Source organism: Luteolibacter flavescens, from assembly GCF_025950085.1.
GTDB classification, from domain to species: Bacteria; Verrucomicrobiota; Verrucomicrobiia; order Verrucomicrobiales; family Akkermansiaceae; genus Haloferula; species Haloferula flavescens.
In genome coordinates, this window is sequence record NZ_JAPDDS010000001.1 from 73,211 (window position 1) to 86,659 (window position 13,449).

Consider the following 13,449-nt stretch of genomic DNA (forward strand, 5'->3'; position numbering starts at 1 on the left):
AGGTGTGCCTCATGGTGCTGCTCCTTCGACGATACGGACAAAGCGACGCGGGCCGACGGCCGGCACCGTGGGGATGGTTCCTCCCGCGGAGAACGTGCTGCCTGCCACGGGCACGAAGTCATTCAACTGCGTACCGGTCTCCAGATGATACTGCACTCCCGCGCGCAAGCCACTGACTTCCTCCAGGACGATCTGGCCGTCGCGCACGGCGAGCTTTGCAATCGCGAGGCCGCCATCGCCAGCGGGCGGTGCGGTGAGGTCGGGCAGCACCTCGGTGCCAGCGGTGCGGCTGGACGCGACCTGCGTGGCGGAGAGAGCACCGTTCCAGATGCGGAATTCACTGATCGTACCACCCCAGTCGGCATCGCCGAAGAGCAGAGCCGCGCCGATGTAGTTCTCCGTGGTGATGCCGAGCTCGTGCATCTCGCCGATCCAGCCGACGCTGTCGATGAGGGTGCCGTCGCGGTAGAGGGAGATCACGTCGTTCTCCGAATCATAGACCGCGACCAGATGCGACTCGACGTTGGCGGGGAGCATCGGTGGATTCGGCTCGCCACGGGTGACCACCTCGCCGCGGCCGGGCGTGCGGAAGCTGAGGCTGGGCGACTGGTTCGGGATATCGCTGCGCTGCGAGAAGTCGATGTAGGTCGCGGCGAAAGGACCGGTGGACGGCGTGCCAAACATCCAGATCTTCCGCCACATCTGGTCCTCGCTGGCCGGCGTGACCCATGCCTCTATGGTGAGGCTGCGCGATCGGGCAAAGGTGAGGCCCACGGGAATGGAGGCCATGTTCGTGCGCAGGCCACCGCCCGGCAGGACGAGGCTGCCGCCGGAGACTGTCGTCTCGCCGAGCAGCTCGGCAGTGGCACCACCCTCGGAGTCGGATGCATCCGAGGCGAAGCTCCAGCGGTGCTCCAGCACCGGAGTGGTGGTCGCTGGCAGGGAATCCTGTAGCTCCACGGTCACCGGAATGGTGAGGACCGGCGAGGTGTAGTCGCTCGACTCGATCTCCAGGTAGCCGCTGGCGAGCGTGCCGAGGATGCGCGAGGGATCGAAGGTGAACTCCAGCTCCGTGCTTTCACCCGGGGCCAGGTAGAGCGGGCCATCCTCAATGAAATCGCGCACGACCTTGAACTGCTGGAAGTGGGTCGGGGCCACATTGCCGGAGATGAACTCGGCATCGAAGAGGATCAGCTCTCCTTGTCCGACATTCTGCACGAGTGCGGTGAAAGTCTGCGGCGCGGCGTCGTTCGCCACCGGTCCCTGCGTGATACCGGCGGGCACCTCGATGTCGGGCAGGGCGACCTTCACGGCGATGTTCGTGATCTTCGGTCCGGAGAAGGGATCGTTGCTGGTGATCTCCACCTGCGCGCCGAATTCGCCCGACCATCCGTCGAAGTTGAAGCCCAGCTCCAGGCTGCCTTCGCCGCCGGGTGCGATGACCAGCGGGAGCGTGGTGTCCGTCGTGAAGAAGTCGGCGTCGGGTCCGGTGATGGTCACTCCGGTCACCTGCAGGGTGCCCGTAGTGCCCAGATTCGTGATCGGGATGGTGATGCTGCCTGCTTCTCCTCCAGTCTCGATGGAGAACTCGGCGGGCACATCGATGCGGGGATCGTGCACCGCGGGAGTCGCAGGGCCGTTCGCGGCATTCGCGGCGATGTGCGCGTCCGTCAGCGCGCCGGTCCAGACGCGCATTTCATTCACACGCGCATCTATGCTGCCGTCGCCGAAGTAAACGGGCGCGCCGATGAAATTGTGCGCGGTGTTTCCGAGTTGCGAGATGGTGCCTGCCCAGCCGACGCTGTCGATGAGCTGTCCGTCGCGATACAGGCGGATCTGGTCTGCGGCGTCATCGAAGACCACGGTGGCCAGCATGGCGACGCCGGTCGGCAGCGACGGAGCCACGGGCTCGCCACGGGTGGTGATCTCCGCGCCATTCACGGTGTGGTAGCCGATGCTCGGCAGCCCGCCCGGGATGATGGGGGTGAAGTCCATGAAGGGCGTTCCACCGTAGCCGCCGGAGTCGGTGCCAAACATCCACAGCTTCGACCACTCCTGCGCGGAGTTCATGGTGAACCACGTCTCGACGGTGAGGCTACCGGTGCTCGCGATGGTTTCGCCGATCTCCATCGAGGCGTAGTTCGTGCGTACCGGACCGCCCGCGATCACCAGCTCGCCCGAGGCGAGCGAGGCATTGCCATGCAGGGTGATGTCCGCGTTGCCGACGCTGTCCTCGAGCGTGTCGAAGCTCCACCGGTGGACCAGCTCCTGGGCGGAGGCAGATACCGGGGAAAACGCGACGATGCCAATCGTCCCGACCACGCGTGCCATCACGCGGGCACGCCTCACATTGCGATGCTGATTCATGGTATGAAGTGGCTCTCCTGATTCCTCCGGGAAATCGCCACGCGGCGTTCCGGAGGATGAAGCAGCATCGCCACGTCCCGCGGCGGCGTGAATGTCGGGAAAGCCACAATCCCTGCCGGATTGCCTACTGCCTCGCGCGCCAGCTCGACGGCCTCTGCCCGGTCGACTTCACGAAGGCGTGCGAGAAGGAGAAGGCATTGTCGTAGCCGACTAGCTCGGCCACCACCTCCAGCTTGTAGTCCGAGATCTGAAGCAGCTCCATCGCGCGGAGCATCCTGAGGTGGGTCACCTGATGCATGGGAGAGCGGCCGGTTTCCTCCTTTGATTTCCGCCTGAGCAGCTCCCGGCTCATGCGGGCGAGGCTTGCGAGTTCCGGCACCTGCCAAGGGTGCGCGGGGTCGGCGGACACGGAGGCCCACACGCGATCGAGCTGGCGGGTGCGGACTTCCGGTGCGATGAGGTTTCTCGCGTGGAAGCGGATCAGATCGATCCACATCGGCGCGGACTTCTCATGAGCCGCGGAGAAGGACGAGTGGAGGAATCCTCCAACCGCGTGGCGGAACGGCATGACGTCTGCATTGACCACATTTTGCGACGGCACTCCGGTGGCTTGGAAGAAAGCTGGAAAAAGATGAAGCCAACAGAAGGTCCAGCTCTCCCCCCGTGCGCTGCGGATGGATTCGCCGGAGCCAGGCGGATTCACGAAGACGGAGCCGGGCAGGCAAGGGTGCCACTGATCCCCGATACGGCACTCGCCCTCGCCGGAGACCGTGGCGATGAGATGTCCGCAGGGAAATCGGTCGCGCTCGATCGAGTAGCTGCCGTCTGCGACCGTCTCACCCACCGCGATGATCTCGACATCCGCGAGGTCCGCCGAGTCGGCCTTGATCGCTTCCCGCGTGCGCTCTCCTATGGTAATCCGTGCGGCCATCTTCGCGGCATCCTGTCCATATGGCCGCGGCATGCCATCCGATTCAGACGCCGTGATTGTAGTCAGGGCGGGGGTCTCGCCTTTCACTGGAGCTCATGGCTCCGGTCAGTTTTTACATGAGGAATTCCGCGGGGTCCATTCCATGGCGGATTGGAATTCGCTATCAGGCGACTTTATGGATGCAGCTATCGGCTGAATCCCACATTTGTACACGACGACATCATGCGTTCTCATTTCCACCCCATGCCGCTCTTGCGCGGCTTGCTGGTCAGTGCCTTAGGCGTCGCATTGCTACCCGCCGCGCAGGAAAATTTCGACCTCAGCCCGGGCGAGCTGGCGAAGCAATTCGCCGAACCCGTCGAGTCGTCGAAACCCCGCACCTACTGGTATTGGGCGGATGGCAAGGTGACGAATGCGGGCATAACTCGCGACCTGGAAGCGATGAAACGCGCGGGTGTGGGCGAGGCCTACATCGGCTTCATCGGCGGGCAGACCGGCAACACGGGCGGAGGTGGTGTGACCGCGATGACGGAAGCATGGTGGGATCTGTTAGAACACGCCATCCGCGAGGGCGGTCGGCTCGGCGTGGACATCGGCCTCTTCAATGGCCTCGGCTGGAGCCAATCCGGCGGACCGTGGGTCACGCAGGACAAGACGATGCGGCATCTGGTGAATACCGAGATCCGCGTGCAAGGACCGGCGCTCTTCGACGCAACCATCGCTGCACCCGCCGGGGCTCTGCCGGGTCAGGACGTGGCCACGATTGCTTTCCCGGCACCGGCTTCGGATGCAGCACGGATCACCCCTGCAAATGCGACCATCAGCGGAGGTGCGGAGACCGCGAAGATGTTCGACGGGAACAAGGCGACCTCCGCCGAGTATCCGGTGGTGAATAGCCAGCACGTGATTACCATCGAGACCGCGCAGCCTTTCACCGCACGCAGCCTGGTGCTGGTACCGAGCAGGCTGCTGGTGTCGAAAGGCGAACTGCAGGTGTCGCAGGACGGCGTAAATTTCACGAAGGTATCGGACTACGAAATCGAGCGGCGCTACGCCACGGCCTATCACGGCCCCGAGGTGCTGGCACCGATGTCGATCTCCTTCCCGGCGGTGACCGCCCGGCATTTCCGTCTGACGCTGGACAACGAGGGGGCTTTCTCCGAGATCGAACTCAGCGGCGCGGCGCGCATCGAGCAGTATTCGGAAAAGCATTTCGGCAAGACCTATCAAGGCCCGAAGAATCCGCCAGACTACTACGACTGGCCGGTGCAGGCCGAGCCGGAGGATCCCGCGCTCTGCATTCCGTCCGCAGGCGTGACGGACATCAGCGCGAGCCGCAATGGCGATCGGATCACCTGGCAAGTGCCCGCCGGCGAGTGGATCATCCAGCGCATCGCGATGGCCCCCACGGGCTCGACGAATACCCCCGCGCCCGCCGGTGGTGGTGGCCTGGAAATCGACAAGCTGAACCGCGAGGTGCTGGTTCAGCACTTCGACGGATACGTCGGCGAGGTCCTGCGCCGCATGCCGGCGGCAGAGCGCACGGCGCTGAAGCACGTGGTGATCGATAGCTACGAGGTGGGCTCGCAGACGTGGACGGATGGGATGGAGGAAGCCTTCGAAGCTCGCTACGGTTATGACCCGCTGCCCTTTCTTCCCACGCTGGGCGGACGCATGGTGGGCAGTGCGGCACAATCGGATCGCTTTCTTTGGGATCTGCGCCGTCTCATCGCGGATCGCGTGGCCACGGAATACATCGGCGGCATGCGCGAACTGGCGAACCAGCACGGGTTGAAGCTGTGGTCGCAGAATTACGGGCACGGGGGATTCTTCGGCGAGTTCCTCAGCTACGGTGGCCACGGGGATGAGATCAGCGGCGAATTCTGGGAGCAGGATCCGGCGGGTCAGGTGGAGACGCGTTGTGCCAGTTCCGCAGCTCACATTTACGGAAAGAAGGAAGTCTTCGCCGAGGCGTGGACGGGCGGTCCGAATTTCAAGAGCACGCCATGGTCGCTGAAGCAGATGGGCGACTGGGCCTTCTGCGAAGGCGTCAACCACATCGTCTTCCACGTGAATCTTGCTCAGCCTGACGAGCGTCGTCCGGGCATCAGCGCGTGGTTCGGCACGGAGTTCAATCGCAACAACACATGGTTCGACAAGTCGGCGAGTTGGACGAAATACCTTCAGCGCTGCCACACGATGCTGAAGCAGGGGAACTACGTGGCGGACGTGGCCTACTACATCGGCGAGGACGTGCCGAAGTTCACTTTTGAACGGAAGCCCGCGCTGCCAGCGGGATACTCCTTCGACTACATCAACTCGGAGGTGATCCTCAATCGCCTGACGGTGAGCAATGGTCGCTTCGTCCTGCCGGATGGCATGAGCTATCGCCTGCTCGTGCTGCCCGAGGCGGACCGCATGCGGCCGGAGGTGCTGGCAAGGCTCCGTGATCTGGTTGCGCAAGGCGGTGCGATCTACGGCGCGCCGCCCATCGGTTCGCCGAGTCTTCAGAACTATCCAGCATGTGATCCGCAAGTGATCTCGATGGCTGATGATCTCTGGCAAGGACTGGATGGCACGACCGTGAAATCGCGCACCCATGGCACGGGCCGCGTCTTCCGCGGGGACGGTCTCGATGTGGTGCTTGGGGAACTCGGCAGCGCTCCGGATCTGAAGGACGACGCCGGCCTCACCGGTAATGACCTCCTTTTCATCCATCGCCGCACGCCGGACGCGGAGATCTACTTCCTTTCCAATCAAACGGAGAGCCCGATCAACCTACGTCCGTCCTTCCGCGTGGAAGGAAAAGCACCGGAGTTGTGGGACGCCGTGACCGGCACCCGCAAACCTCTGGACACCTATCATGTTGATGGCGGACGCACGGTGCTGCCATTGGCGCTGGATGCACAGGGCTCCGTCTTCGTCGTCTTCCGCGGGGCCACGGCGAGTGATCGCATCGTGAAGCTGGAGAAGGACGGCGAGACAGTGATGGATCTCACGGCAACGAGCGCGCCTGCCGTGACGCAGCCGAGCACCTTCACCACTTCGCTGTGGGTCAGGCCCGCGGTCACGACGACCATTCCTGCGGAATCGAAGAACGGCTTCCAAGAGCTCTACACACAGCGCGCCGACATCATCTTCCCCGCACAGGCTCAGGCGACATACGGAGATGGTCACGCAGGCAGTGGCTTCGCCGTGGGAACGAATGGCTTCGTTGCCTACGAGCACGGCGCGCAGTACTTCGCGCCGCTCCTGGTGTATCCTGCAAGCATTTCGGCATGGACTCATTTCGCCCTGGTGTATGACCAGGCCCAGACGCGCCTCTACATGAATGGCACACTCGTGCGTACGGGCCTCAAGAGCGACCACGTGGTGCACTCGGGCAACCCGAACACGACCTACAATGGGAAATTCAGCGGCTTCCGCCAGGTGAGCCGCGCGCTTACCCAAGCGGAAATCCAAGAGCTGATGCAGGTGTCCGGCCCCGTTGGATCACCAGGGAACATGCCTGCCTTCCGGCTGGAATTGACCCGTGGCAGCAATGGCGGCCACGGTCATTTGTCATGGCAATCCGGCAGCTACACGCTAACCGCGGCGGACGGCAGCACGCGCAGCATCGAGGTGACGCCGTCGCTCGCAGCATTGCCCGTGAGCGGAGCGTGGTCCTTGAGACTGCCGTCTAACAGCGGTGTGCCATCGCCCGTCACCTTGAACGCACTAGCATCGCTGACGGAGCACGCGAATCCGAACGTGCGCTATTTTTCCGGCACCGCCGTCTATTCGAAGGCGCTTGAGGTCCCGGAGGACATGCTTGCCGCAGATCGACGTCTCTTCCTCGATCTCGGCCACGTCGGCTCGTTGGCGAGGGTGATCCTCAATGGTAAGGACCTTGGCACGCTGTGGAGCTATCCCTATCGACTCGACATCAGCAAGGCGGCGAATGCGGGCACGAACCAACTGCAGGTGTGGGTGACGAATGCATGGCACAACCGCCTCGTCGGCCAGCAGCGTTCGCCATCGAGCTTCACCGGCAGCGAGGTGCTGTGGTCCAGCTCGATGCCGGGCTATGCCGCGAATGAACCGCTGATCGACTCTGGCCTCATCGGTCCGGTGCAGCTCTTGCCCGCGATCGTCGGAGGTGATGTCCCGTCCGCTCCGGAAACCGCTAGCGCCAAGATCGGCATCTTCACCGGTGGCGATCCCGGCGAAGGCCTCGATCTCGGGGGAACGATCGTTCACGCGATCAATCTCGCCGGAGCAGGCACCGGAGGCACGTCTCCGGATCTGGCCGTCGCGGGCGTGGTCTTCAAGGACGACTACAACTCGGTGAACCTGATCCCCGGCGTGACCGTCGGCTATCAAGCCATCGACAACTGGGAAGTGCGCGCGACCTATCCGAATGCCACTCAGAATGACCAGAACCTCGCCGAGATCATGTGGGATGTAGCGCATGGCGCGGGCATCGCAGATCAGCATCCCTCGGTCGTTTTCACCGGGCTGAAGCCGGGAGGAAGGTATGCATTGCAGGTGCTCGCGTCCGATTCCGATTCGCACCCGAACCGCGCCACCACCTACCATCTCTACTCCGGCACCAGCCACGAGGGAGTGCTGCAGGACAGCGTGACCGACCTGAATCTAACAGCCCTGCAGGGCGGCACCGTGCGCCACGGTCCGATCGTCAATGGCGTGATCGTTACTCTGACCGGCGCTGCGGACAAGAGCGGCAACCTGTATTTCTGCAGCCCCGATGGCGTGGTTCCCGGCGGCACCGGTACCTTTGATGCGAATGGAATCGTGCAGGCGCTCGTGCTGAAGGAAGTAGGATCGCCGACTCCTTTCCAGAGTTGGATGGAAACCAACCACCCGGCACTCGCGGGAGGTGATCGCAGCCCGGATGCCGATCCCGATGGAGACGGTCGCACGAACCTTGAGGAGTTTGCCCTTGGCGGAGATCCTGCCGATGCCGCCAAGCCCGGATGGGTGAGGGGACTGGTCCAAGATGCGAGTCCACCGGCAGGGAACGAATTCACGCTCGTCTTCGCGGCGCTGAGAGGGGCGCAGTTCTCGAATGCCACGGCACAGGTGGACGGCGTCTCCTACGAGGTGCAGGGCTTTCACGATCTCACCACGCCAGACGTCCCCGTTTCACACCTCGGCACCCGCGACCTCGCCCCGCCCTCATGGTTCTGGCCGGATCTTTCCGGCACGCCATGGGAGTATCACACCTTCAAGCTTGAAGGCTCCGAAGGCACTCCTGACCGCGGGTTCATGCGCGTGATCGTGGAGGAGGTGAATTGAATAGTGGAGCCCCCTGTTAGATTGTCGCCTCTATAAGCGCTACGCGAGGATGTCCTTCACGACCTTCGCTGGATCGACGCCGGTGAGGCGCTGGTCGAGGCCTTGGAACTTGAAGCTCAGCTTTTCGTGGCTGAGGCCGAGCTGGTGCAGCATCGTCGCGTGCAGGTCGCGGATATGCACCGGGTTTTGCACGATGTTGTAGCTCATCTCATCGGTCTCGCCGTAAACTTGGCCGCCCTTCAGGCCACCGCCAGCAACCCAGAGCGAGAAGCAACGCGGGTGGTGATCGCGGCCGTAATTCGTCTCGGTGAGTCCTCCCTGGCAATATATCGTACGGCCGAACTCGCCACCGAAGACGACCAGCGTGTCCTCCAGCATACCACGTTGCTTGAGGTCCTGGATGAGGCCGTAGACACCTTGGTCCACGTCCTTGCACTGCGAGGTGAGGTCGCGCGGCAGGTCGCCGTGCTGGTCCCAGCCGCGGTGGAAGATCTGCACGAAGCGCGTCCCGCGTTCCAAGAGGCGGCGCGCCATCAGCGCCGAGGCGGCGAAGGTGCCGCCCACCTTGCTGTCGCTGCCGTAGAGGTCGAAGACGTGCTCCGGCTCGCCGGACATGTCCGCCAGCTCCGGGACCGAGGCCTGCATGCGGAAGGCCATCTCATACTGCTGGATACGCGTCTGGATCTCGGGGTCGCCCACCGCTTCGTAGGAGCGCTGGTTCATGGCGTTCAGACCGTCCAGCATCTTGCGCCGCAGGTCGCGCGAGATGCCGGGCGCGTCCTGAAGGTAGAGCACGGGATCGCCCTTCGAGCGCAGTGCCACTCCCGCGTGCTTGCCGGGAAGGAAGCCAGCGCCCCAGAGCCGTGCGGAGATCGCCTGAACATTTGCATACGGCGAGCTGTGCGTGGCATGGAGCACCACGAAGGTCGGGAGGTCTTCATTCATGCTGCCGAGCCCGTAGGAAAGCCACGAGCCGATGGAGGCCTTCCCCGATTGCATCGAGCCGGTATAGACGAGCTGGTTGGCGGGCTCGTGGTTGATTGCTTCCGTGTGCATCGACTTGATGATGCAAAGGTCGTCCGCCATCTTTGCGGTCCACGGCAGAAGCTCGCTGATCCACGCGCCGGACTGGCCGTGCTGGGCGAACTTGAAAATCGTCGGCGCGAGAGGGAATGCGGCCTGCCCGGAAGTCATGCCGGTGAGGCGCTGGCCTTCCTTTGCGAGCCAGTCCTTCAGGTCTTCCTTGAAGCGGGTCTTCAGCTCCGGCTTGTAGTCGAAGAGATCGAGCTGCGACGGCGCGCCGATGAGCGAGATGTAGATGGCGCGCTTGGCCTTTGGGGCGATGTGCGGCATCGCCTCCTGCATCACTTCGGGGAATGCGCGTCCGCTGCCGAGCAAGGAGGACAGGGCTGCCACGCCGAGTCCGGTGCCGTTCTTCCGGAAGAACTGGCGACGGGTGATCGCGTCGTTGTAGTCGGTGATCGTGTTCATGGCGGGCGTGCTGGGTTACTTGTTCAGCGTTTCGTCGAGATTGAGGAGCTGGCTGGCGACGAGCGTCCAGGCAGCGAGTTCAGGCACATCGAGGGAAGCGTCGGCTTTCGTCTCGCCATTCGAGATCATCGCCTCGGCCTGTTTGGCATCCGCCTGATAGGCAGCGAGCGCGGTAGCGTGGACTTCCAGCACCAGCTTCCGCTCCTCCGCATCCAGCGTGCGGGAAAGCAGTCGCGTGCTCATTTGGTCAAGCCTCGCTTGGGGATCGGGAGATGCCTTCATGGCTCCTTCCGCGAGACGCCGGGATGCCTCCACGAATTGCGGGTCATTCATCACGACGAAGGCTTGCAGCGGGGTATTGGTGCGATCGCGCCGCACGCAGAAGACCTCGCGGCTGGGTGCATTCAGGATCTCCATCGCCGCATGCGGAGCGGTGCGTTTCCAGAAGGTGTATATGGAGCGGCGATAGAGAGCTTCGCCGCTGTCCTGCTTATAGAAGCGAGTGTTCGATTCCTTCATGGCGACTGCCTCCCAGATGCCCTCGGGCTGGTAGGGCTTCACCGGCGGGCCGCCCGTGCGTGACGAAAGCAGGCCGGAGGCGTGGAGTGCGGAGTCACGCAGCATCTCCGCGTCCATGCGGTAGCGCGGGCCACGGGAGATGAGGCGGTTCGCGGGGTCCGCTTCCAGCTTCTCCGGCGAGACCACGCCGGACTGGCGATAGGCGGCGGAGGTCACCATCAGCTTTGCCATGTGGCGGTAGTCCCACCCCGATGCGATGAATTCCGATGCGAGCCAATCGAGCAGCTTCGGATGGCTGGGGCGTGCGCCCATGATTCCGAAGTCGTCATTCGTCTCCACGATGCCCGTGCCGAAGAGATAGTACCACGCGCGGTTCATTGTCACGCGGGCGGGCAGGGGATTCGCCGGGTCATTCAGCCAGAGTGCCAGGCCCAGGCGGTTCTTCGGGGAATCCGCAGCCATGGGAGGAAGTACGGCGGGCGTAGTAGCTTCGACCTTCTCGGCCTTGTCGGAATAGACGCCTCGAGTGAGGACGTGAGCGTAGGGCGCGCCCGGCTTTTCTTCCATCACCAGCGATACCGAGCCTCGTCCGCGGATGGTAGCCTGCTCGGATTTCAGTGCGTCGAGCTTCCCGGCCAGATCGCGCGAGATGCTGTCCGCCGTCGCAAGGTAGTAGTGATAGGCGGTCTCTACCTGCTCCCTGCGGCGCTGCTCGGCAGGCGTCACGACGATGCTCCTGACGATGCTGTCGTGCGCGAGCTTTGTGATCTCATCCGCAGGGAGGAGCCGCCGGTAGAACCGGAAATCCTGTAATGCCACCTTGCCTCCACTGAGGCGCGAGTCGCCGCTTTCGCGCGAGCCGAGCCGGAGCGGGACGGAGGTCTCGATGTTCGCGCCCACGGATGCCGGGGAAAGCAAGCCTTTGGCGGGCTGGCCGTCGATGTAGAGCAGCAGCGATCCTTCGCCGGTCTTCGTGCCATCGTAGGTCACCATCACGTGCTGCCATGTACCGGGCTTCAGCGGTTGCGCGGCGGTGAACTTGCTTGCGGCGGAGGACCAGGTCTCGATCACATGAGCTGCTGGAGTTCCTCCCTGGAGATACAGGTCCCAGCCGCGAAAGGTCTCACCGGGATTCATGCGCGCCACGATCGCTCCCGTCGGCTTGCCTTCGATGCGGACGAAGCCGCCGTAGCTGACCTGATCGCCCTTCTTGAAGCTGGCGAGATCGCCGAGTTCCACAGGGGCATCGCTGACCTGCACGGCTTTCCCAAGAGGGGCATCCACACGTGTCAGCTCCGCGAGCCATTCGCGCGGGCCGCCATCCACGCTACCACGCAGCGGGCCTTCGCCCTCGGTCAGCGGGAGGTGCACGGCGAGCGATGGATCGGGCGGGGCAGGGGCCTCGGCGGGGAGATTCGCGAGCCAAGCCTCGAAGTTGCTGCGCGCGGAGTTCTTCCGCTCCGCGAGCTGGTTCTCCGTGCCGGATATTTCTCCCGCCAGCGAGGTCCATCGCGGGCGGTCCTCCTGCAGCGGCACGAAGACATTCGGCGGATGCTCGGCATTGTTCCCGTCCAGCGCCGACATCGGCGTGTTCCGGAAGAAGGCCGTCAGCGAGTAGAATTCCTTCGTCGAGATCGGGTCGAACTTGTGGTCGTGGCAAGCCGCGCATCCCGTGGTGAGGCCCAGCCACACGGCGGAGACCGTCTCCGCGCGGTCCTTTGCATAGATCGCTTCATACTCCTCGGCGATCGCGCCACCCTCGCCGGTGGTGGCGAGGCAGCGGTTGAAACCGGTGGCCACCTGCTGGTCGAGCGTGCGGTCCGGTAGGAGGTCGCCCGCCATTTGCTCGGTGGTGAATTGATCCCACGGCATGTTTGCCTGGAATGCCCGTACGACCCAATCCCGGTAAGGCCAGATAGCGCGGTAGTTGTCGATGTGGATGCCGTGCGTGTCCGCATAGCGCGCGGCATCCAGCCACTGGCGGGCGAAGTGCTCGGCGCTGGCGGTGGTGGCGAGCAGGCGGTCCACCTCGGCATCCAGCTTTTCCCAAGTGAAGGCAGCGGTTTCCACCGGCGTGGGAGTCATGCCGGTGAGGTCCAGATGCAAGCGACGGTAGAAGCGGGCGGGGTCTTCGACGGGATTCGGAGAAAGACCGTTCTGCGCCAGCTTGTCCGCGATGAAGTGGTCGATGGGGTTCGCGGCCCAGTCCTTACCAGCGGCAGGTGCCTCCGGGCGTTTCACCGGCATGAAGGACCAGTGCGCCTCGTAGGGCGCTCCCTGTTCGATCCACTTTTCCAGCAGCGCGATCTGGTCCGGTGCCAGCGTCTTGTGCGACGCGGGCGGGGGCATGATCTTGTTCGGGTCGGGATCATGCATCAGCTTCACCGCGAGGGATTCACCGGGCTTGCCCTTCACGATGACCGGCTTCCCATCCTCGCGGATGGCGAAGGCCTCGGCCTCGATGTCCAGCCGCAGGGGCGCGGATTTCGGCTCGCGGGTGCCGGAGTCCGGGCCGTGGCAGTGGTAGCAGTATTCGGAGAGGATGGGCTGGACGTGCTCGTTGAAGGATACGGTCTCCGGGAGATTGAATGCTGGCTTGGCCGGTACCGCCTCCACCTCGGGAGACGCGGGAGGAGTTTCGGGGTTCGCCGCCGTTTCAGTCGCGCTTTCCGTCGATCCCGTCGCAGGTTGGTCGCACGAAAGGATCGTCAGCGAGCAAGCCGCCGTCAGGGTCCAAGTCAGGGAGTGGAAGCGCATTTTGAAACGGATTTTGTGATCGTGCTGGCGAATTCCGAGGGGTTCCGGTCAAACGTGGGCACGCGAGTGGGCCTTTCAAGACGTCA

The 13,449-nt window shown here is 63.7% G+C and carries 5 protein-coding genes; 1 reads left to right on the forward strand and 4 read right to left on the reverse strand.

Annotation, left to right across the window (positions count from 1 at the left end; translation table 11 throughout):
* Positions 1-9 precede the first annotated feature (9 nt).
* Positions 10-2,367 carry a LamG-like jellyroll fold domain-containing protein gene (locus OKA04_RS00285; RefSeq protein WP_264499108.1) on the reverse strand — a complete coding sequence of 786 codons (2,358 nt, stop codon included), beginning with the start codon at positions 2,365-2,367 and terminating at the stop codon, positions 10-12.
* A gap of 124 nt (positions 2,368-2,491) precedes the next feature.
* On the reverse strand, positions 2,492-3,331 hold the full coding sequence (locus OKA04_RS00290) for an AraC family transcriptional regulator (protein ID WP_264499109.1): 840 nt from the start codon (positions 3,329-3,331) through the stop codon (positions 2,492-2,494).
* Positions 3,332-3,541: 210 nt separating this feature from the next.
* Between OKA04_RS00290 and OKA04_RS00295 the strand changes: the two genes are divergently transcribed.
* Positions 3,542-8,596, forward strand: coding sequence for a glycosyl hydrolase (locus tag OKA04_RS00295; protein ID WP_264499110.1), 5,055 nt, complete (start codon positions 3,542-3,544; stop codon positions 8,594-8,596).
* Between the two features lie 39 nt (positions 8,597-8,635).
* On the opposite strand, the gene OKA04_RS00300 is transcribed toward OKA04_RS00295, so the two are convergent.
* Positions 8,636-10,087 carry a DUF1501 domain-containing protein gene (locus tag OKA04_RS00300; protein WP_264499111.1) on the reverse strand — a complete coding sequence of 484 codons (1,452 nt, stop codon included), beginning with the start codon at positions 10,085-10,087 and terminating at the stop codon, positions 8,636-8,638.
* 15 nt (positions 10,088-10,102) lie between these two features.
* The gene (locus OKA04_RS00305) at positions 10,103-13,363 is read right to left on the reverse strand and encodes a DUF1553 domain-containing protein (protein WP_264499112.1); all 3,261 of its coding nucleotides are present in this window, start codon (positions 13,361-13,363) and stop codon (positions 10,103-10,105) included.
* Positions 13,364-13,449: the final 86 nt, after the last annotated feature.